This window comes from Sphingomonas sp. MJ1 (PH-R8) (assembly GCF_048058635.1).
Classification (GTDB): Bacteria; Pseudomonadota; Alphaproteobacteria; order Sphingomonadales; family Sphingomonadaceae; genus Sphingomonas.
Genome location: NZ_JBBEFX010000023.1, coordinates 17,800 through 36,877, shown reverse-complemented (window position 1 = coordinate 36,877; position 19,078 = coordinate 17,800). Strand labels below are relative to the sequence as shown.

At 69.7% G+C, this 19,078-nt stretch carries 19 protein-coding genes; 13 read left to right on the top strand and 6 right to left on the bottom strand.

All coding sequences use genetic code 11. From position 1 onward, the window contains the following. The first annotated feature begins 67 nt into the window (after positions 1-67). Together VPH46_RS15130 and VPH46_RS15125 are read left to right on the top strand one after the other, a co-directional pair. Positions 68-280, top strand: coding sequence for a hypothetical protein (locus VPH46_RS15130; protein ID WP_416612518.1), 213 nt, complete (start codon positions 68-70; stop codon positions 278-280). 11 nt (positions 281-291) lie between these two features. Beyond that, positions 292-510 carry a hypothetical protein gene (locus VPH46_RS15125; protein ID WP_125962272.1) on the top strand — a complete coding sequence of 73 codons (219 nt, stop codon included), beginning with the start codon at positions 292-294 and terminating at the stop codon, positions 508-510. A 20-nt stretch (positions 511-530) separates the two neighbouring features. On the opposite strand, the gene VPH46_RS15120 is transcribed toward VPH46_RS15125, so the two are convergent. The 4 genes from VPH46_RS15120 to gatC all read right to left on the bottom strand — a co-directional run bounded on the left by VPH46_RS15120 (position 531) and on the right by gatC (position 5,219). Continuing rightward, positions 531-1,451 (bottom strand): oxygenase MpaB family protein, encoded by a 921-nt coding sequence (locus VPH46_RS15120; RefSeq protein WP_416612516.1) that lies wholly within the window; start codon positions 1,449-1,451, stop codon positions 531-533. Between the two features lie 339 nt (positions 1,452-1,790). Then, positions 1,791-3,287, bottom strand: coding sequence for an Asp-tRNA(Asn)/Glu-tRNA(Gln) amidotransferase subunit GatB (gene gatB / locus VPH46_RS15115; RefSeq protein ID WP_416612514.1), 1,497 nt, complete (start codon positions 3,285-3,287; stop codon positions 1,791-1,793). A gap of 160 nt (positions 3,288-3,447) precedes the next feature. Then, complete coding sequence (gene gatA / locus VPH46_RS15110; RefSeq protein ID WP_416612512.1) at positions 3,448-4,932, bottom strand: Asp-tRNA(Asn)/Glu-tRNA(Gln) amidotransferase subunit GatA; 1,485 nt, start codon at positions 4,930-4,932, stop codon at positions 3,448-3,450. Further along, on the bottom strand, positions 4,932-5,219 hold the full coding sequence (gatC, locus tag VPH46_RS15105) for an Asp-tRNA(Asn)/Glu-tRNA(Gln) amidotransferase subunit GatC (RefSeq protein ID WP_125962276.1): 288 nt from the start codon (positions 5,217-5,219) through the stop codon (positions 4,932-4,934). Before gatC ends, gatA begins: the two co-directional genes overlap by 1 nt. A 152-nt stretch (positions 5,220-5,371) precedes the next feature. Between gatC and VPH46_RS15100 the strand changes: the two genes are divergently transcribed. From VPH46_RS15100 to VPH46_RS15080, 5 genes are all read left to right on the top strand, one after another. Next, entirely contained in the window at positions 5,372-6,481 is a 1,110-nt protein-coding gene (locus VPH46_RS15100) for a DUF3089 domain-containing protein (RefSeq protein ID WP_416612509.1), read from the top strand. Beyond that, positions 6,478-6,939 carry a Holliday junction resolvase RuvX gene (gene ruvX, locus VPH46_RS15095; protein ID WP_416612508.1) on the top strand — a complete coding sequence of 154 codons (462 nt, stop codon included), beginning with the start codon at positions 6,478-6,480 and terminating at the stop codon, positions 6,937-6,939. Before VPH46_RS15100 ends, ruvX begins: the two co-directional genes overlap by 4 nt. Before the next feature lie 52 nt (positions 6,940-6,991). After that, positions 6,992-7,540, top strand: a complete 549-nt coding sequence (locus VPH46_RS15090) for a hypothetical protein (protein ID WP_416612506.1) — start codon at positions 6,992-6,994, stop codon at positions 7,538-7,540. 220 nt (positions 7,541-7,760) lie between these two features. Then, positions 7,761-8,750, top strand: coding sequence for an aspartate carbamoyltransferase catalytic subunit (locus tag VPH46_RS15085; RefSeq protein ID WP_416612504.1), 990 nt, complete (start codon positions 7,761-7,763; stop codon positions 8,748-8,750). Next, complete coding sequence (locus VPH46_RS15080) at positions 8,747-9,964, top strand: dihydroorotase (protein WP_416612502.1); 1,218 nt, start codon at positions 8,747-8,749, stop codon at positions 9,962-9,964. Before VPH46_RS15085 ends, VPH46_RS15080 begins: the two co-directional genes overlap by 4 nt. A 13-nt stretch (positions 9,965-9,977) precedes the next feature. Here the strand turns inward: VPH46_RS15080 and VPH46_RS15075 are convergent, their stop codons facing one another. Next, a complete protein-coding gene (locus VPH46_RS15075) occupies positions 9,978-11,204 on the bottom strand; it encodes an SPOR domain-containing protein (RefSeq protein WP_416612500.1) in 1,227 nt (408 codons plus the stop codon). Positions 11,205-11,403: 199 nt separating this feature from the next. Here VPH46_RS15075 and VPH46_RS15070 point away from each other — a divergent pair, with 199 nt between their 5' ends. Continuing rightward, complete coding sequence (locus tag VPH46_RS15070; RefSeq protein WP_416612498.1) at positions 11,404-12,399, top strand: SPOR domain-containing protein; 996 nt, start codon at positions 11,404-11,406, stop codon at positions 12,397-12,399. A gap of 307 nt (positions 12,400-12,706) precedes the next feature. Here VPH46_RS15070 and serB read toward each other — a convergent pair whose 3' ends face one another. Beyond that, positions 12,707-13,588 carry a phosphoserine phosphatase SerB gene (gene serB, locus VPH46_RS15065; protein ID WP_416612496.1) on the bottom strand — a complete coding sequence of 294 codons (882 nt, stop codon included), beginning with the start codon at positions 13,586-13,588 and terminating at the stop codon, positions 12,707-12,709. Between serB and miaA the strand changes: the two genes are divergently transcribed. From miaA to VPH46_RS15040, 5 genes are all read left to right on the top strand, one after another. Further along, positions 13,587-14,516, top strand: a complete 930-nt coding sequence (gene miaA / locus VPH46_RS15060; RefSeq protein WP_416612494.1) for a tRNA (adenosine(37)-N6)-dimethylallyltransferase MiaA — start codon at positions 13,587-13,589, stop codon at positions 14,514-14,516. The two genes, serB and miaA, sit on opposite strands and share 2 nt — an antisense overlap. Before the next feature lie 82 nt (positions 14,517-14,598). Further along, on the top strand, positions 14,599-16,344 hold the full coding sequence (locus VPH46_RS15055) for an acetolactate synthase 3 large subunit (protein ID WP_416612492.1): 1,746 nt from the start codon (positions 14,599-14,601) through the stop codon (positions 16,342-16,344). 53 nt (positions 16,345-16,397) lie between these two features. Then, the gene (ilvN, locus tag VPH46_RS15050; protein WP_125962287.1) at positions 16,398-16,913 is read left to right on the top strand and encodes an acetolactate synthase small subunit; all 516 of its coding nucleotides are present in this window, start codon (positions 16,398-16,400) and stop codon (positions 16,911-16,913) included. Positions 16,914-16,997: 84 nt separating this feature from the next. Then, entirely contained in the window at positions 16,998-18,017 is a 1,020-nt protein-coding gene (gene ilvC, locus VPH46_RS15045; RefSeq protein WP_125962288.1) for a ketol-acid reductoisomerase, read from the top strand. Between the two features lie 267 nt (positions 18,018-18,284). Then, positions 18,285-18,896 carry a YceI family protein gene (locus tag VPH46_RS15040; protein WP_416612489.1) on the top strand — a complete coding sequence of 204 codons (612 nt, stop codon included), beginning with the start codon at positions 18,285-18,287 and terminating at the stop codon, positions 18,894-18,896. Positions 18,897-19,078 lie beyond the last annotated feature (182 nt).

Genomic DNA, 19,078 nt, shown 5'->3' with positions numbered 1-19,078 from the left:
CCCCCCCCCCCCCCCCCCCCCCCCCCCCCCCCCCCCCCCCCCCCCCCCCCCCCCTTTCCACGCACAGATGTGTATAAGAGACAGGGCACCGCCCCCGCCCGGCAACCCGGCGGCGCCCGACGCGCCCCAGCCAGAGGCACCGCCGCAGCCGGCCGAGCCCGGCCAGCCTTCGGCGCCCCCGCCGGAGATCAGCCCGCCGGGTCCGGACATCGACTATCCCAGTCCGGGCGCCGACCCGGTGATCACGCCGGCCCCCGGCCAGCCGATCATGCACGCGTAAAGGAGAGTTTCATGAGCGATCGCGAACGCAGCCCCCACCCCGACAGTGATCCGGCAGCGGACAACGACACCCGCACCGACATCGAGCAGGCCGTGCAGGCCCGTTCGGACGACGTCGAGCGGCTCGGGTCCAAGGTCGGCACCACCTCCCCGCTCGATCCGCCGGGCGAGTTCGCCGGCACCGCCGGCACCGGCGGCGTGGTCAAGAACCAGGATCTGACGCAGCAGTAATCGGCCGGGTACCGCGTCGCTCAGGCGGCGCGGTACAGCCACTCCGCGGGCAGACCCATTCTGCGGCATGCCTGCGCGGGTGGTGCGCTGCGGATCACCAGCCGGTCCGCCGCCATGCCCGCAGCCCGCACCAGCCGGGCACCGCCGCGCGGCAGCCCTGCCTCCGGCCCAAGCTCCAGGACCTCCCGCGCGCTCGCCGGCAGCAGGTCGACGGCGGCACGCAGCAGCAGCCGCTGCATCGGGCGCAGCGCACGCGGGAATGCCGGCGCGTCCCGCATGATCGCCAGGAACTCGTGGATCTCGGGCGCTGCACGCAGCTTGGGCAGCATGGCCGCGAGCATGGCGGCCCACCCAGCCTCGCTGGCCGCCGTGCCGGTGGCGCCGAACAGGCGCGCGCCCGGCTGCGCTTCCCGCCAGAAGCGGTCGCGATCGGCTGCGTCCAGCGGGTGGACGAAGCGGTGGTAGGCCATCAGGAAGCCGTACGAGGCCGTCGCCTGCACCCAATCGAGCAGTTCGGGATCCATCGCCGCATAGGTCTGCCCTTCCCGCGTCGTTCCGCGCACGCGGGCGTGCTGGCGGCCCACCCCGGCGATCATCGCCTCGGCGACGCTGGCGGGCGCGTAGACCGTGACCATCGCGGCAAGCCCGGTTCGACGCAGGCGCGTCACCGGATCGCTGCGAAAGCTGCTGTGCTCCCAGACGCCCGACCGCACGCGCGGCTCGCCGAGTTCGAGCAGCACCGCCGCCACGCCGCCGATGAACAGCGACACCGGGTTCTTGAACACCCGCCACGAGACCGAGTCGGCGGCGGCAAGCGCGGGCTCCCCGGCCGGCCGGCTGAAGTCGATGTGCGGCATGCCGCCGCCTGCGAACAGCGAGGCACTCTCGCGCTCCAGACGGCGCTGGAGCGGCATGGGAAGCGAGAGAGCAGCGGCAGTCATGCGTGTACCGACGCGCAGATGCTGCGGGAGGTTCCGCCGGTGGTCAGCCCGCCGGTGCTCGCCCAAAGCGCAACCCGTATCCCGGCGAAGGCCGGGACCCAGGTGCGGGACGGAGGTGAAGGCCGCTCCCTTTCCCACAGCCGTTTGTGCTCCCGCGAAGGCGGGAGCCCAGGGTTCCGAACGCCGGCACCCGTTGTTCTGCGTGGCCCTGGATTCCCGCCTACGCGGGAATACGAAGACGGATCGGAAGCGTGCGCGCCCTTTCGCGCGCCTCCCAACTGGGCCCCGGCCTTCGCCGGGGTACACGAGCGGGTTCGCGCGTCGCCCCTCCGAAGCGCCTTACCCCAGCGTCTTCTTCAGCAGCTCGTTCACCACCGCCGGGTTGGCCTTGCCGCCCATCGCCTTCATCGTCTGGCCGACGAAAAAGCCGAACAGCTTGTCCTTGCCGCCGCGATAGTCGGCGACCTTGTCGGCGTTCTTCTCCATCACCTCGGCGATCACCGCCTCGATCGCGCCCGTGTCGCTGGTCTGCTTGAGCCCGCGCTCCTCGACGATCGTGCCGGCCCCTTCGCCGGTCTCCAGCATGATCTCGAACACCTGCTTGCCGAGCGTGTTGGAGATGGTGCCGTCGGCGACCAGGCCCAGCAGCTCGGCGCCCTGCGCAGGGCTCACCGGGCTTTCGCCGATGTCCTTGCCCAGCCGGTTGAGCGCACCGAACAGGTCGGAGATCAGCCAGTTCGCCGCAGCCTTGGCGACCTCGCTCTCGCTTTTCTTCTGGACCAGCGCGCTTTCGGCCAGCAGCGCCTCGAACCAGCGCGCCGTCTCCGCCTCGGCGGTCAGCACCGCGGCGTTGTAGGCGGACAGCCCCAGCGCCTGCTCGTAGCGCTGGCGCTTGGCGTCCGGCAGCTCGGGCAGCGACTGGCGGCATTCCTCCAGGAACGCGTCGTCGAGCACCAGCGGCAGAAGGTCCGGGTCCGGGAAGTAGCGATAGTCGTGCGCGTCTTCCTTCGACCGCATCGAGCGGGTCACGCCCTTGTCGGGATCGAACAGCCGCGTCTCCTGAACGATGCGGCCGCCGTCCTCCAGCACCTCCACCTGACGCTTCGCCTCATACTCGATCGCCGCCATGACGAAGCGCACGGAGTTGACGTTCTTGGTCTCGGTCCGCGTGCCGAACGGCTCGCCGGGCTTGCGCACGCTGACGTTCACGTCGGCGCGCATGGAACCTTCCTCCATGTTGCCGTCGCACGAGCCGACATAGCGCAGGATCGTGCGCAGCTTGCGGACATAGGCGCCGGCCTCGGCGGGCGAGCGCATGTCCGGGCGGCTGACGATTTCCATCAGCGCCACGCCCGAGCGGTTGAGGTCGACATAGGAGCGCGTCGGATGCTGGTCGTGCATCAGCTTGCCCGCGTCCTGCTCGACGTGGATGCGCTCGATGCCGATCTCCTTGGTCTCGGCGTCCGGATCCTTCTCGTCCAGGCTGATCAGCAGCCGGCCTTCGCCCACCAGCGGGTGGTAGAGCTGGCTGATCTGATAGCCCTGCGGCAGATCGGCGTAGAAGTAGTTCTTGCGATCGAACCGCGACCATTTGTTGATCTGCGCGTCGATCGCCAGCCCGGTGCGCACCGCCTGGCGGATGCACTCCTTGTTGGGCGTTGGCAGCATGCCGGGCATGGCCGCGTCGACCAGGCTGACCTGCGTGTTCGGCTCCGCACCGAAGGCAGTCGCCGCGCCCGAGAACAGCTTGGCGTTGGAGGTCACCTGGGCGTGGACCTCCAGGCCGATCACGACTTCCCAGTCGCCGGTCGCGCCACGGATGCGGTAGTCAGTCATCGGTTCTTCCGTCTGTTAGCGCGGTCGATAGCGCGCCGTGCCAGAATTTTCTGTCGCTCACGGGTGGCGGTCCGAAGCCGGTTCCGCCCGATCCGCAATCGCATCAAACATTCGACGAACGCCTCTACCAAAAACTGGAAGAGGAGTTCGCCGAGCCATCTCACCACCACGCCTCGGGACGTGCGGTGAAGCCGGCGCGCTCCTCGATGGCGAGGCCGGCGTTGAGCACACCCTGCTCGTCGAGCGGCTTGCCGATCACCTGGAGACCCAGCGGCAGGCCGCCCGCGTCCAGACCGCCCGGCACGCTCATCGCCGGCAGGCCGGCGAGCGACGACGGCACGGTGAAGACGTCGTTCAGGTACATGGCGATAGGATCGTCGGACTTCTCGCCCAGCGCGAACGCCGCCGACGGCGCCGTGGGGGTGAGCAGCAGGTCGCACTGCCCCCAAGCCTTTTCGAAGTCCTGCGCGATCAGCGTCCGCACCTTCTGCGCCTGCGTGTAATAGGCGTCGTAGAAGCCGGCCGAGAGCACATAGGTGCCGATCATGATGCGGCGCTTCACCTCGTCGCCGAAGCCGGCGGCGCGGGTCGCGGCGTACATGTCCTGCAGGTTGGCGCCCTCGGGCAACTCGCGCTGGCCATAGCGCACGCCGTCATAGCGCGCGAGGTTGGACGACGCCTCTGCCGGCGCGATGATGTAATAGGCCGGCAGCGCGTATTTGGTGTGCGGCAGCGACACCTCGACGATCTCGGCGCCCGCGTCGCGCAGCCAGTCGATGCCCTGCTGCCACAGCGCCTCGATCTCGGCCGGCATGTTGTCGACGCGATATTCCTTGGGAATGCCCACGCGCTTGCCGGCGAGGTTGGACGAGAGCCCCGCCTCCCACTTCGGCACGGCCAGGTCGAGCGAGGTCGAATCCTTCACGTCGAAGCCCGACATCGCCTCCAGCATGATCGCGCAGTCGCGCACGTCGCGCGCCATCGGTCCCGCCTGGTCGAGCGACGACGCGAACGCGATCACGCCCCAGCGCGAGCAGCGGCCATAGGTCGGCTTGATGCCGCTGATGCCGGTGAAGGCGGCGGGCTGACGGATCGAGCCGCCGGTGTCGGTGCCGGTCGCCGCCGGGCACAGCCGCGCCGCGATCGCCGACGAGCTGCCGCCAGAGGAGCCGCCGGGTGCGAGCGGGGCATTGTCGCCGCCGCCCCGCCGCCACGGCGAGATCACGTTGCCGAACGCCGAGGTCTCGTTGGACGAGCCCATCGCGAACTGGTCCATGTTGAGCTTGCCGAGCATGCCGGCGCCCGCGTCCCACAGCCGCTGCGACACGGCCGACTCATAGGTCGGCGTGAAGCCCTCCAGGATGTGGCTCGCCGCGGTGGACGTCACACCCTTGGTGCAGAACAGGTCCTTCATGCCGATCGGCACGCCGGCCAGGGGCTTCAGCGTCTCGCCGGCCGCACGGGCGTCGTCCGCCTGCTTGGCGGCGGCGAGCGCATGGTCGGGCGTCTCCACCAGGAAGGCGTTCAGATCCTTGGCGCGCGACACCGCGGTCACGAACGCGTCGGCCACTTCGCGCGCGGAAAAGGCGCCGGAGCGCACGCCGTCGCGGATGCCGGCGACGGTCAGGTCGGTAAGCTCGGTCACTATTCGATCACCTTGGGCACGGTGAAAAAGCCATGTTCGGCCTGGGGCGCGTTGGCGAGCACCGCGTCGCGCACGTTGCCGTCGGTGACGACGTCCTCGCGCAGGCGCAGCGTGTTGGGGATGACGGCGGTCATCGGCTCAACGGCGGAGGTATCCACCTCCCCCAGCTGCTCGATCCAGCCCAGGATGTTGCCGAGTTCGGGCGCCAGGCGCTCCGCCTCGGCATCGGTGATGGCGATGCGCGCGAGGCTCGCCACGCGCTTCACGGTTGCAGTGTCTACGGACATGGGTCCGCGGCTAGCATCCCCGCACCCCCGCCACAAGCGGCCGGCGGCCTCTGCGCCACGTGGCCCGACGGTTGCGTAATGCGCATGCTTGCCGCACGGGAAGCCGGTTGCGTCGACCTCCTCGATGCTGCACTGCACAACGGAGAGCCCGCGTGGCGCGCAAATTCCTCTACGGAGTGGCAATTCTGGTCATGCTCGCGCTCGGCGGCACCTTTGCATTTCGGATGTTCGGCGCGGAGATCCTGCGCTGGAGCATGGTCCCGAGTGCCCGCTTCGCAGACCAGCCGGCCGTGGCACCGGATGCCTATGCCCAGCCCGACATGTGGCTCGCGCGGCCGGGCACCGCGAACGACCCGGCGCGCTGGACGCCGCCCGGCATGGGCGTGCCGGCGCGGGCAGAGGCAGCGGTGTTCTTCATCCACCCGACCTCCTACCTCCGCAAGAACCAGTGGAACGCGCCGCTCGCCGACGAGGAGGCAAATGCGCGCGCTGCCCTGTTCCTGCGCGGCCAGGCAAGCGCCTTCAACGCCATGGGCGAGGTCTGGGCACCGCGCTATCGCCAGGCGACGTTCGGCGCATTCCTGACGACCGTGAGCGATGCGGAGCGCGCGCTAGATCTCGCTTATGCCGACGTGCTGCAGGCGTTCGATTCGTTCCTCAGCCAAGTCGACCCGAACCGTCCGATCGTGCTTGCCGGGCATAGCCAGGGCTCGCTGCACCTCACCCGCCTCCTGCACGATCGGGTCGCGGGCAAGCCGCTCGCCCGCCGCATCGTCGCCGCCTATGTCGTGGGCTGGCCGGTGTCGCGCACCGCGGACCTGCCGGCACTCGGCCTCCCCGAATGCACCGCGGCCGACCAGCCCGGCTGCATCCTGTCGTGGCAGGCCTTTGCCGAGCCCGCCGATCCGCGCCTGATCACCGACACCTTCGATGCGACCAACGGCTTCACCGGCGCCTCGCGCAAGGGCACGCCGCTGATCTGCACCAACCCGATCACCGGCACGCCCGGCGCCGACGCGCCGGCGAGCGCGAATCAGGGCACGCTGTTCCCGAACGCCAACCTCACCAACGCGACGCTGGAACCCGGCCGGGTGGCGGCGCGCTGCGACGGGCGCGGCTTCCTGCTGATCGGCGCAAGCCCGCCGGACGTCGGCAGCTATGTGCTGCCGGGCAACAACTATCACGTCTATGACTACAGCCTGTTCTGGGGCAGCGTGCGCGCCGACGCCGCGCGCCGCCTGAAGGCGTGGAAGGCGCAATGATCACCACTGACTCCGCCGCGTTCCGTGCAGCGCTTCCCAACGGCGGGCGCCTGCTGGGCCTAGACGTCGGCACCAAGACCATCGGCACGGCCGCCTGCGACGCCGGCTGGAGCTTCGCGAGCCCGGCCGTGCTGATCCGCCGGACCAAATTCACCAAGGACAAGGCCGCGCTGGTCGCGCTGATAGCCGAGCGCCAGACGGTGGGCCTCGTCATCGGCCTGCCGCTCAACCTGGACGGCACCGACTCGCCGCGCACCCAGTCGACCCGTGCCTTCGCCCGCAACCTCGACGACCTGGGCCAGCCGATCCTGCTGTGGGACGAGCGTTGGTCGACCGTTGCCGTCGAGCGCGTGCTGATCGAGCAGGACATGAGCCGCGCCAAGCGTGCCGAGGCAGTGGACAAAATGGCCGCCGCGCATATTTTGCAGGCGGCAATCGACGCGCTGGTGAACAGCTGACGCGCATCCGCTCCTGCGCTATGGGGCGCCGAACACAGACAGGATGATAGTAATGGCTTCCCGCAGCAGCAGCTCCGCCCGCGACCTCAGCTGGCTCGTCGCGATCGACGGCGCCGCCGTCCTCGGCAGCTTCGCGCTTGCCTGCATGACCCCGTTCGCAGCGCTTGCGGCCGCTTCGGCGCTCACGCTTTCGCGCCGCGCCGGCATCATGGCGGTGCTGGGCGCATGGCTGCTCAACCAGATCATCGGCTTCGGCTTCCTCGGCTATCCGACCGACCCGATGACGATCCTTCGCGGCGTCGCGATCGCGGTGAGCACGCTCGCCGGCTTCGGCGTCGCCCATGCGGTGCGCGGCTCCACCGGCACGCTCTCGCTCGCGCGCATGATCGCTGCGATCGCCGGCGCGTTCGTCGCCTATGAAGTCGTGACCTACCTCACCGCGATGGTGCTGGGCGGAACGGAGAACTTCACCCCCGCCATCGTGTGGATGCTCGCCCGCAACGACGCGATGTGGTTCGCCGGCCTGATGGCGCTCTACCTGGCGCTCACCGCCGGTGCGCCGTCGGTGTTCGGCCGCCGCCCCCGGCTGCGCCTCGCCTGACTTCTTAGGCTCGTCCACTCCCTCCCGTTTGCCTCGAGGTGCCGTCGAGCTTGTCGAGACGGCGTATCGAGAGGTCGGTGCTTGTGGCCCTCTCGATACGGGCTCTCGACAAGCTCGATCCCTACTCGAGGCAAACGGAAGAGGAGGGTAAGGCAGCTCGATCAAGTCTAGCCCTGCACGCCTTGCGCGTGCCCGCGGCGGGGATTAGGCGATCCCCTCGATGCATAGTTCCGATCACAGCCCCGCCGCCCAGATCCCCGGGGGCGCGGTGTTTCCGCACCGCCACCTGACCGGCATCGAAGGCCTCCAGCCCCACGAGATCCTGTTCCTGCTCGACGAGGCGGAACAATGGGTGGAGGCGAACCGCAGCCGCGCCCAGAGCGACCGCCGGCTGGACGGCATCACCCAGATCAACGCCTTTTTCGAAAATTCGACGCGCACGCTGCTGTCGTTCGAGATCGCGGGCAAGCGGCTGGGCGCCGACGTCGTCAACATGCACGCCGCCCAGTCGAGCGTGAAGAAGGGCGAGACGCTGATCGACACCGCCGTCACGCTGAACGCGATGCGCGCCGACGTGATCGTCATCCGCCATTCCGCTTCCGGCGCCGTCAAGCTGATCGCCGGCAAGGTCGACTGCCCGGTGCTCAACGCCGGCGACGGCTGGCACGAGCATCCGACGCAGGCGCTGCTCGACGCGCTCACCATCCGCCGCCGCACCGGCGCCATCGCCCACCGCAAGGTCGTGATCTGCGGCGACATCCTCCACAGCCGCGTCGCCCGCTCCAACATCCTGGCGCTGACGACGCTTGCCGCCGAAGTGCGCGTCGTCGCCCCCTCGACGCTGATGCCCGCGGAGATCGAGCGCATGGGCGTGACGCCCTTCACCGACTTCGACGCAGCGCTCGAAGGCGCCGAGGTCGTGATGATGCTCCGCCTCCAGAACGAGCGCATGAACGGCGGCTTCATTCCTTCCACCCGCGAGTATCACATGCGCTACGGCCTCACCTCCGAACGGCTGAAGCGCGCGGCGCCCGGCGCGCTCGTCATGCACCCCGGCCCGATGAACCGCGGCGTCGAGATCACCTCCGAGGTCGCCGACGACCTGGAACGTTCGGCGATCACCGAACAGGTCGAGATGGGCGTCGCCGTCCGCATGGCCTGCCTGGACGTGCTGACCCGGCGCTCGCGCGGCGTGGAGGGCTGGGCATGACCCTCGCCTTCGTCAACGCGACGCTGATCTGCCCCACCAAGGGTGTTTCTACCGGCACGCTGCTGGTCGAGGGTGATCGCATCTCGGCAGTGGGCAACGTGGCGGTGCCCGAAGGTACCGAGCGCATCGACGTGCGCGGCAAGCTGCTCGCCCCCGGCATCGTCGACCTGGGCGTGTTCGCGGTCGATCCGGCCGCCTTCCGCGCGGGCGGCATCGTCCGCATCGGCCTGATGCCCGACCAGTCCCCGGTGCTGGACGATCCCGGCATCGTCGAGCGCGCCGCCAAGGCCGGCAAGCCGGACCTGTGGATCCACCCGATCGCCGCCGCCACCCGCGGCCTCCAGGGCACCGACCTCGCCGAGATGGCGATCAACGCCGGCGCCGGTGCGCGCGCGGTGGCGACCGGTCGCCGCTGGATCGGCGACTCCGGCGTGATGCGCAAGGTGCTGCGCTACGCCCGCGATTGCGGCCTGACGGTCATCGCCCATGCCGAGGACGGCGGGCTGACCGGGAGCGCGGTCGCGACCGAGGGCGAGACCGCCAGCCGGCTCGGCCTGCCGGCCGCGCCATCGATGGCCGAGGCGCTGGCGATCGCACGCGACCTGATGCTCGTCGAGGAGACCGGCGCCGCGCTCCACTTCCGCCAGGTCACCACCGCCGCCGGCTTCGACCTCGTCCGCCGCGCCAAGGCGAAGGGGCTGCCGGTCACTTGCGGCATCACGCCCGCGCACCTGCTGCTCTCCGACAACACGCTCAACGACTATCGCACCTTTGCCCACCTCTCGCCGCCGCTGCGCTCGGAGAGCGACCGGCAGGCCGCACTCGCGGCGATCCGCGACGGGACGGTGGACGTGCTGTGCTCGGGCCACGATCCGCGCGGGCCGGAGGAAAAGCGCCTGCCCTTCACCGATTCGAGCGAAGGCATGGCCGGTGCGGAAACGCTGCTCGCCTTTGGCCTGGGCCTGGTCCGCGACGACCTCCTCACGCTCGATCGCCTGTTCGCGCTGCTCGCCGTCAACCCGGCGCGCGTGCTCGGCATCGACACGGGCACGCTGGCGGCCGGCAGCCCCGCCGACCTGGTGATCGCGGACACCGACGCACCCTGGCTGATCTCGGCCGAGCGCATGGCGGCCAAGGCCGGCAACACGCCGTTCGACGGCCTGCCGGTGCAGGGGAAGGCATTGAAGGTCATGAAGGGCGGCCGCTTCCTCTGAAGCGGCCCGCCGGTCAGCGGGCGGCGACTTGCCGCTCGCGCGCGGCCCAGGCGGCCACCCGATCGCCCGCCTCCGCGCGGACGAAGCAGGCCCCGCCCTGCGCGCGCAGCCGCTCGCACAGCGACACCGCTTCCGGCCGCGCAAAGCCGCCCACCGACAGGCGGTAGAAGCGGCCCTCGCCGACCCGCGCCTCCACGCCGGACGGGGTGAGCCCTGCCAGTGCGCGATAGCGGCGCCGCGCCGTCTCCCAGGCGTCTTGCGCCACGGCCGCATCCTCATGCGCGCCGAGCTGCACGTAATAGCGCCCCCGCGTGGGCGTGGCCGCTTCGACCGACCGCGGTGCATCCTGCGAAGCCGCCACGCGCGCGGCGATCGGCTGCACGATTTCCTGCAGCGGCGCGAAGCGAACACCACCGGCGGGCGTTGCGGCGGCTTGTTCCACCTCTACCGGCGCGGGCGCCTGTGCCACTGCCACGGGTGCCGCCGCAGCCGGGCGCACCAGCGCGAGCGCCAGCGGCTGCCCCGGATCGGCCACCGCCTCGGTACCCAGCAGCGTCGCCACCTGCTGCGAGGAGGTCGTCGGCTGCACGAACACCATCCACTCGCGCATTCGTCGCTCGAGTTCGTCACCGGTCAGGTCGACGGCCGCTACGGCGCGCGCCTCCGCCCAGCGCCCGCCCAGCGCGAGCGCCAGCGCCAGGTTCTGCCGCGCGGTCGCGCTGGCGGCAGCGCCGCGCGCCTCTTCGCCGATCAGCACCGCCCCGCCGATCGGATCCCCTGCCAGCGCCAGCGCCAGCCCGCGATCCGCCGGCCTCAGAACTTCCGCATAAGTGGCAAGCGTCGCCCGCGCCGCGGTCCAGTCGCCGAGCGCCGTCTGTGCGAGCGCCAGGTCGAGCGCCGCCCGCGGCTCCCTCAGATCGAGCGCCAGCGCATCGCCCGCCGCCTGCGCGGCCGAGGCGAAGCGGCCCGCCTGCAGATAGGCGTGCGCCAGCAGCGCGCGATGGTCGGCGTCGGAAGGCGACAGCGCCACGAGCTGCTCGGCATGTTTCACGGCAGCCGAGCCGCGATGCTCCGCGATCGCGACCTCCGCCTTGTTGACGAGCTTGTCGATCCGCGATTGGCTGCGCGCGCCTGCAGCGTCGCTCGCCACGGCGAGGTCGCCGGAGCCGCTGGTGCTGCATCCCGCGCCCAGCAACAGGGCGGAAGCGCCAACGGAAAACAGGGCACGGCTCCTCAGCATTCCACCCCTGCCCCAGCCGCCTGCACGTCACCCATTCCCGGTCCCTTGATTGCACGCGCAACCTGTCCCGCTTCCGAATAAGATTGGGTTAATGGAGGCGGCACGAGCATGCCCGCACGCGCACGCACGGAAGCCCCCTGAGGGTGGCGCCCGGGTGCACGCCGCGATAAGCGGGCAGCGACGCGGAAGGATGAAGACCATGCGAGCCAAGCTTTTTCTCGGGACCGCAGCCCTGCTGCTGCTCGGCCAGCCGGCATTTGCCGACGTCAAGGACGGGGTGGACGCCTGGACCCGCGGCGACTTCGCCCGCGCGGTGAAGGAATGGCGCGGCCCGGCGCTGAAGGGCGATCCGGACGCCCAGTTCAACCTCGCGCAGGCGTACAAGCTCGGCCGCGGGGTGCCCGCCGATCTCGCCCAGGCAGAGCAGTGGTATGCCAAGGCAGCCGCCCAGGGCCATCCGCAGGCGGTGACCAACTATGGCCTGGCGCTGTTCCAGAACGGCCGCCGCCAGGAGGCGGTCAAGTGGCTCGAACAATCCGCCGCCCGCGGCGAGGCGCGTGCGCAGTTCGTGCTCGGCACCATGTTGTTCAACGGCGACGCCGTGTCGAAGGACTGGGTCCGCGCCTATGCGCTGATGACCCGCGCCTCCAGTTCCGGGCTGCCGCAGGCGTCGCAGACTCTGGCGCAGATGGACAAGTACGTCTCGCTCCAGGATCGCCAGCGCGGGCTGGAGATGGCCCGCACCATCGAGGCGCAGGCGGCACGCGCCCCGGTGACCGCCACCGCGGTCGCCGCGGCAGCTCCAGCAGCGGTCCCGGCGGCACCTGCCCGGACTGCACCAGCGACGCCGGCTCCGGTACGCACCGCACCGGCCCCTACCCCGGTTCGGGCGGCCCCGGCGGCGACGGCACCAGCTGCGGCCCCCCGCCCGGCCGCCGTGGCGCCCGCCCGCCCAGCGATGCCCGCCGCCGCCCCCGCCACCAGCGGCGGCTGGCGCGTCCAGCTCGGCGCCTTCCGCGAGAGCGGCGGCGCCCAGGCCTTGTGGTCGCAGGTCCGCGCCAAGTTCCCGGGCCGCACCCCCGAATACGTCCAGGCCGGCGCCGTCACCAAGCTGCTGGTCGGCCCCTATACCTCCAGCGCAGAGGCCACGCGCGCCTGCTCCGCCGTCAAGTCCTGCCTCCCGGTGAAACGCTGACGAGGGTCGCGCTGCGCTGACGCAAGCGCAGGGCGAGCCGCGGCCGCAGCCTCCTGCAACCCTGGACTCCCGCCTGCGCGGGAGTACGCCTATCCGTTTGCAGGCGCGCTCTTCCCGCAACCGTGCTCCCGCGCAGGCGGGAGCCCAGGGCTACGCACGGCAAGCCACGTAGCTGCAGCGACAGAACGCCTCGCCCCCTCTCACTGTACCCCGGCGAAGGCCGGGGCCCAGTTGGGAAAGCTCCGACGGTTGCGCGCCACCGCGCCACCACCGTAACCGGACCGGCCTCCGCCGGGCTACGGCTGGCTTAATCCAGCACCCAGCGATCGCGCGCATAGCCCTGCGCATAGAGCAGCGCCGACAGATCCCCATGATCGATCCGCGCGCCCGCCGCCGCGGCCACGATCGGTTTCGCATGGAACGCGACCCCTAGCCCTGCCCGGCGGATCATCGCCAGGTCGTTGGCCCCGTCGCCCACTGCCAGCGTCTCGGCCGGATCGAGCCCCAGCGTCGCGATCGCCTCGACCAGCGTCGCTTCCTTGGTCGCCGAGTCCACGATCGGCTTCGCCACCGTCCCATCGAGCACGCCGTCGGCGATCATCAGCCGGTTGGCGATCGCCCGACCGAAGCCGATCTGGCGCGCGACCGGCTCGGCAAAGCGGGTGAAGCCGCCGGAGATCAGGATCGTCTCCGCCCCGTTCGCGCACATCGTCTTCACCAGCGCCTCGGCACCCGGCGTTATCCGCACGCGCTCGGCCAGGCAGCGCTCGATCGCGTCCTCGCCCAACCCTTTCAACAGCCCCACCCGCGCGTCCAGCGCAGCGGCGAAGTCGAGCTCGCCGCGCATCGCCCGCTCGGTCACTTCGGCGATCTGCGGCTTGATGCCGGCATAGTCGGCGAGTTCGTCGATGCACTCGACCGTGATCATGGTCGAATCCATGTCAGCGATCAGCAGCCGCTTGGCGCGTCCCTCGGCGGGCTGCACCACCACGTCGGTGCCCGCAAAGGCGCCTTCCAGCACGCCGCGGGCGAGATCCGGCCCGTGCGCGAACGGCACGTCCGCCGCGCGTCCTTCCTCGATCCAGCGAAACGCGCCGGGCGCACAGCCCGCCGCCGCCAGCCGGTCCGCCGCTGCCGAAATATCGCCTGCGCCGATGCGTTCGGCTGCTATCAGCGTCGCGATGAACATGGTGCATACCCCTTTGCCGAAGGTGGCGCTCATTGCAGGGCCGACCGCGAGCGGCAAGTCCGCGCTCGCGATCGCTGTCGCGGAGCGCCACCGCGGCACCGTCATCAATGCCGACTCCGCCCAGGTGTACCGCGACCTGCGCGTGCTGAGCGCGCGTCCGAGCATGGAAGAGGAAGCGCAGGTTCCCCACCGCCTCTTCGGCCATGTCGACGGCGGCGAGGACTATTCCGCCGCCCGCTGGGCCGCAGAGGCGCGCGCGGCGATCGACACGACGCTGGCTGAGGAGCGGCTGCCGGTGCTGGTCGGCGGCACCGGCCTTTATCTCCGCACGCTCCTGGACGGCATCGCCCCGGTCCCGGAGATCGACCCGGCCATTCGCGCAGAGGTTCGCGCGCTCCCCGTGGCGGAGGCGCACGCCGCGCTCGCCCGTCTCGATCCGCAGGCGGCCGAGCGGCTGCGCGCGAGCGATACGACGCGGGTGGCCCGCGCACTGGAGGTGGTGCGCTCGACCGGCCGGCCGCTCGCCGAGTGGCAGGCCGCGCGTGAGGGGGGCATCGCCGACCGCATCGACCTGGTGCCGCTCGTCCTGCTCCCCGACCGGCCGTGGCTGGTCGAGCGCTGCGACCGCCGGCTCGAAGCGATGTTCGGAGGCGGCGCGGTCGAGGAAGTGGCGGCGTTGCTCGCCCGCGAGGACCTGAGCCCGGACGCACCCGTACGCCGTGCAATCGGGGTGCCGCAGATCGCCGCCTATCTTCAGGGCGAAATCAGCCGGGAACAGGCACTTGCCGAGAGCCGCCTCGCCACGCGCCAATATGCCAAGCGCCAATATACCTGGTTCCGGAACCAGCCGCCCGCCGACTGGCACCGCGCCACCGCGACGGAATCATGCGACTTGGAAGCTTTTTTTGAACAAAAGTTGTTCGACTAGCCTTGCATCCTTGCTTTCCTGTCGGTAGGCGGCCTGCGTCCGAGAGGCTGCTGCTGCAGCTGCGAAGTAAGGAGGACGTGACGTGGTCGAGAAAAGCGGAGCCGAAATCCTGGTCGAGGCGCTGGTCGATCTCGGCGTGGAGCTCGTGTTCGGCTATCCTGGCGGCGCCGTGCTTCCGATCTATGACGCGCTCTTCAAACAGTCGAAGATCCGCCACATCCTGGTCCGCCACGAACAGGCGGCGACCCATGCGGCGGAGGGCTATGCCCGCTCGACCGGCAAGCCCGGCGTCGTGCTCGTCACCTCGGGCCCCGGCGCGACCAATGCCGTCACCGGCATCACCGACGCGCTGCTCGACTCCATCCCGATGGTGGTCATCACCGGGCAGGTCCCGACCGGGCTGATCGGCACCGACGCGTTCCAGGAAGCGGACACGGTCGGCATCACCAGCCACTGCACCAAGCACAACTATCTCGTGAAGAACCCGGAGCGCCTGGGCTCGGTGGTGCACGAGGCGTTCCACATCGCCACTTCCGGCCGCCCCGGCCCGGTCGTGATCGACATTCCCAAGGACGTGCAGGTCGCGACCGCGCGCTACAGCGCGCCGGGTCCGATCCAGCACAAGACCTATCGCCCGCAGGTCGAGCCCGACGCGGCCGCGATCGAGGCGGCGGTCGAGATGCTGGCCGCGGCCGAGCGGCCGATCTTCTACACCGGCGGCGGCATCATCAACTCGGGGCCTGAGGCGTCGCAGCTGCTGCGCGAGCTGGTGGCGATCACCGGCGCGCCGGTCACCTCCACGCTGATGGGCCTGGGCGCGCTCCCCGCGTCCTCGGACAAGTGGTTGGGCATGCTCGGCATGCACGGCACTTATGAGGCGAACCTGGCGATGAACCAGGCCGACCTGATCGTCTGCCTCGGCGCGCGCTTCGACGATCGCGTCACGGGCCGGCTCGACGCGTTCAGCCCCCACAGCCGCAAGATCCACGTCGACATCGATCGTTCCTCCGTGAACAAGAACGTGCGCGTCGACCTGCCGATCGTCGCCGATTGCGGCCGCGCGCTCGCAGCCATGATCGAGCTCTGGAAGGCGCGGGCCTATCCCACGCCGGACCTGAGCGAATGGTTCGCCCGCATCGCCGGCTGGCGCGCCAAGCACTGCCTCGATTTCGAGGATCGCGCGGACGAGATCATGCCCCAGCGGGCGATCCGCGCGCTGTACGAGGCGACCAGGGATCGTGCGCCGATCATCTCGACCGAGGTCGGCCAGCACCAGATGTGGGCCGCGCAGCACTTCGGGTTCGAGGCGCCGAACAAGTGGCTGACCTCCGGCGGTCTCGGCACCATGGGCTACGGCCTGCCCGCGGCGATCGGCGCGCAGCTGGGCGATCCGGACGCGCTGGTGATCGACATCGCCGGCGAAGCCTCGATCCAGATGAACATCCAGGAGCTGGCGACCGCGACCCAGTACCGGCTGCCGGTCAAGATCTTCATCCTCAACAACGAATATATGGGGATGGTCCGCCAGTGGCAGGAGCTGACCTATTCGGGCCGCTATTCCGAGAGTTACAGCGAAAGCCTGCCGGACTTTGTGAAGCTGGCCGAGGCCTATGGCTGGAAGGGCATCCGCATCGAGCATCCGGACGACCTCGACGCCGGGATCCAGGCGATGCTCGCGCATGACGGGCCGGTGGTGGTCGACTGCCGGGTGTCGAAGCTCGCCAACTGCTTCCCGATGATCCCCTCGGGCGCGGCGCACACGGAGATGATCCTGTGGGCGAGCGAGGTATCGGGCGAGATGGACGACGAGGCCAAGGCGCTGGTCTGACACCGGCACCGCCTCTCCTCTTTCCCACAGATTTCAACCAGATCGGCTGAACCATGCACATCAAGGAAGAAGTGCGCGAGCGGCACACGCTCGCCATCATCGTCGACAACGAACCTGGCATCCTGGCCCGCATCGCCGGGCTGTTCACGGCGCGCGGCTACAACATCGAGAGCCTGACCGTCACCGACATTTCGGAAGACGACCTCATCAGCCGCATCACCATCGTCACCTCCGCCTCCGCGCCGGTGATGGAGCAGATCATCGCCCAGCTCGAGCGGCTGGTGCCGGTGCACAAGGTCGTCGACCTGACCGCCCTCGGTCCCCACGTCGAGCGCGAACTCGCGCTGGTGAAGGTGGTCGGAAGCGGCGAGCACCGCATCGAGGCGCTGCGCCTTGCCGAGGTCTATCGCGCGCGGGTGCTCGACGCGACCATCTCCAGCTTCGTGTTCGAGGTGACCGGCGGCACCGGCAAGGTCGACACCTTCATCGAACTGATGCGCGAAGTCGGCCTGGTCGAGGTCGCCCGCACCGGCATCGTCGCCATCGCCCGCGGCCGCGAAGCCGCCTGATCCCATCCCCGCTCCTGCAACCGCAGGAACGCAGAACCAAACCGCCCCGCAAGGGCGCACAAGACCGAACCGAAAGGGAAGAACATGCGCGTTTACTATGATCGCGATGCCGATCTGAACCTGTTGTCGAACAAGAAGATCGCGATCCTGGGCTATGGCTCGCAGGGCCATGCCCATGCGCAGAACCTGCGCGACAGCGGCGTGCAGAACATCGCCATCGCGCTCCGCCCCGGCTCACCCAGCGCCAAGAAGGCGGAGGACGCCGGCTTCAAGGTGCTCCCCAACCAGGAAGCCGCCGCCTGGGCCGACATCCTGATGATCCTGGCGCCCGACGAGCACCAGGCCGCCGTCTACGACGCCGACATCAAGGGCAATCTGCGTCCCGGCGCCGCGCTGGCCTTTGCCCATGGCCTCAACGTCCACTTCGGCCTGATCGAGCCGCCGGCAGACGTCGACGTCATCATGATCGCGCCCAAGGGCCCGGGCCACACCGTGCGCTCCGAATATGTCCGCGGCGGCGGCGTGCCCTGCCTGATCGCCGTCCACCAGGACGCCTCGGGCAACGCGCACGACATCGCGCTCGCCTATGCCTCGGGCGTCGGCGGCGGCCGCTCGGGCATCATCGAGACCAACTTCCGCGAGGAGTGCGAGACCGACCTGTTCGGCGAGCAGGCCGTGCTGTGCGGCGGCACTACCGCGCTGGTCCAGGCCGGCTTCGAGACGCTGGTCGAGGCGGGCTACGCCCCCGAAATGGCCTATTTCGAGTGCCTGCATGAGCTCAAGCTGATCGTCGACCTGATGTACGAGGGCGGCATCGCCAACATGCGCTACTCGATCTCGAACACCGCCGAGTACGGCGACATCAAGACCGGCCCGCGCATCATCACCGAAGAGACCAAGAAGGAGATGAAGCGCGTGCTCGCCGACATCCAGTCGGGCCGCTTCGTGAAGGACTTCGTGCTCGACAACCGCGCCGGCCAGCCGGAACTCAAGGCCAGCCGCAGCGCGGCCAAGCGCCACCAGATCGAGCAGGTCGGCAGCGAACTGCGCGCGATGATGCCCTGGATCGGAGCCAACAAGCTGGTGGACAAGGACAAGAACTGAGCTCTTTCCTTCCACCCCGTTCGTCTCGAGTAGGGATCGAGCTTGTCGAGAGCCCGTATCGAGAGAGCCGCAAGCGCCGGCCTCCCGATACGCCGTCTCGACAAGCTCGACGGCTACTCGAGGCAAACGGAACAGGGGAGATCGGCGGGCAGCGGAGGCGAGAAACCGAACGCCCGCGAAACGACCCGTTTCGCATTGGCCGGTTTGACAGCGAAGGGACGGCGGAAGACAAATCCGCCGTCCTTTTTCGTTGGTGGAGACCTTCCGATGCGCATGCCCCTGATCCTCGCCGGCGCCGCCCTTGTCGTCGCCACCCCGCTCGTCGCCCAGCAGATGGCGATCCCCGGCACCACCGACGTCAGCCGCGTCACCGGCGGCACCTACAAGACCGATCCCGGCCACACGCTGATCGGCTGGCGGGTGAACCACCTGGGCTTCAACGACTATTTCGGCATCTTCGGCGACGCGGACGGCACGCTGGTGCTCGACCCCAAGCAGCCGGCGGCCGCCAAGCTCGACATCACCATCCCGGTGAACAAGCTCACCACCGCCAGCGCCGGGCTCACCAAGCACATGATGAGCAAGGACTTCTTCAACGCGGACGTGACGCCGACCGCGCGCTTCACCTCGACGGCGGTGAAGGTGAACGGCACGCAGGCTGCGATCACCGGCAATCTGACGCTGAACGGCGTCACCAAGCCGGTGGTGCTCAACGCCCGCTTCACCGGCGCCGGCGCGAACCCGATGTCGAAGAAGGAGACCATCGGCTTCGAGGCGGACGCCGTCCTCAAGCGCTCCGACTTCAACATGACCTACGGCATCCCGGCCGTGTCCGACGAGGTAGAACTCGACATCACCGTCGCCTTCGAAAAGGCCTGAACATCCCTGGAGGGGGCGCAGCATCCGGCCCCCTCCACCTTCCCCCGGATCGTTTCGCGCTCGCGTCAAAGCGGCTGGACAAGCCTTCCCCCACGGGCCATGACGGCGCCCGTGATCGCAGCACTGCGCCTTCTTCGACTTATCCGCCCTTAGGGGCGTGTCGCGCGTGCGTGCGTGGCCCC

Bases quoted from the DNA above. Each gene is read 5' to 3' on its own strand.
- VPH46_RS15130 (WP_416612518.1), top strand. From the start codon at position 68: ATGTGTATAAGAGACAGGGCACCGCCCCCGCCCGGCAACCCGGCGGCG.
- VPH46_RS15125 (WP_125962272.1), top strand. From the start codon at position 292: ATGAGCGATCGCGAACGCAGCCCCCACCCCGACAGTGATCCGGCAGCG.
- VPH46_RS15120 (WP_416612516.1), bottom strand. From the start codon at position 1,451: ATGACTGCCGCTGCTCTCTCGCTTCCCATGCCGCTCCAGCGCCGTCTG.
- gatB (WP_416612514.1), bottom strand. From the start codon at position 3,287: ATGACTGACTACCGCATCCGTGGCGCGACCGGCGACTGGGAAGTCGTG.
- gatC (WP_125962276.1), bottom strand. From the start codon at position 5,219: ATGTCCGTAGACACTGCAACCGTGAAGCGCGTGGCGAGCCTCGCGCGC.
- ruvX (WP_416612508.1), top strand. From the start codon at position 6,478: ATGATCACCACTGACTCCGCCGCGTTCCGTGCAGCGCTTCCCAACGGC.
- VPH46_RS15090 (WP_416612506.1), top strand. From the start codon at position 6,992: ATGGCTTCCCGCAGCAGCAGCTCCGCCCGCGACCTCAGCTGGCTCGTC.
- VPH46_RS15085 (WP_416612504.1), top strand. From the start codon at position 7,761: ATGCATAGTTCCGATCACAGCCCCGCCGCCCAGATCCCCGGGGGCGCG.
- VPH46_RS15080 (WP_416612502.1), top strand. From the start codon at position 8,747: ATGACCCTCGCCTTCGTCAACGCGACGCTGATCTGCCCCACCAAGGGT.
- VPH46_RS15075 (WP_416612500.1), bottom strand. From the start codon at position 11,204: ATGCTGAGGAGCCGTGCCCTGTTTTCCGTTGGCGCTTCCGCCCTGTTG.
- VPH46_RS15070 (WP_416612498.1), top strand. From the start codon at position 11,404: ATGCGAGCCAAGCTTTTTCTCGGGACCGCAGCCCTGCTGCTGCTCGGC.
- miaA (WP_416612494.1), top strand. From the start codon at position 13,587: ATGGTGCATACCCCTTTGCCGAAGGTGGCGCTCATTGCAGGGCCGACC.
- serB (WP_416612496.1), bottom strand. From the start codon at position 13,588: ATGTTCATCGCGACGCTGATAGCAGCCGAACGCATCGGCGCAGGCGAT.
- ilvN (WP_125962287.1), top strand. From the start codon at position 16,398: ATGCACATCAAGGAAGAAGTGCGCGAGCGGCACACGCTCGCCATCATC.
- ilvC (WP_125962288.1), top strand. From the start codon at position 16,998: ATGCGCGTTTACTATGATCGCGATGCCGATCTGAACCTGTTGTCGAAC.
- VPH46_RS15040 (WP_416612489.1), top strand. From the start codon at position 18,285: ATGCGCATGCCCCTGATCCTCGCCGGCGCCGCCCTTGTCGTCGCCACC.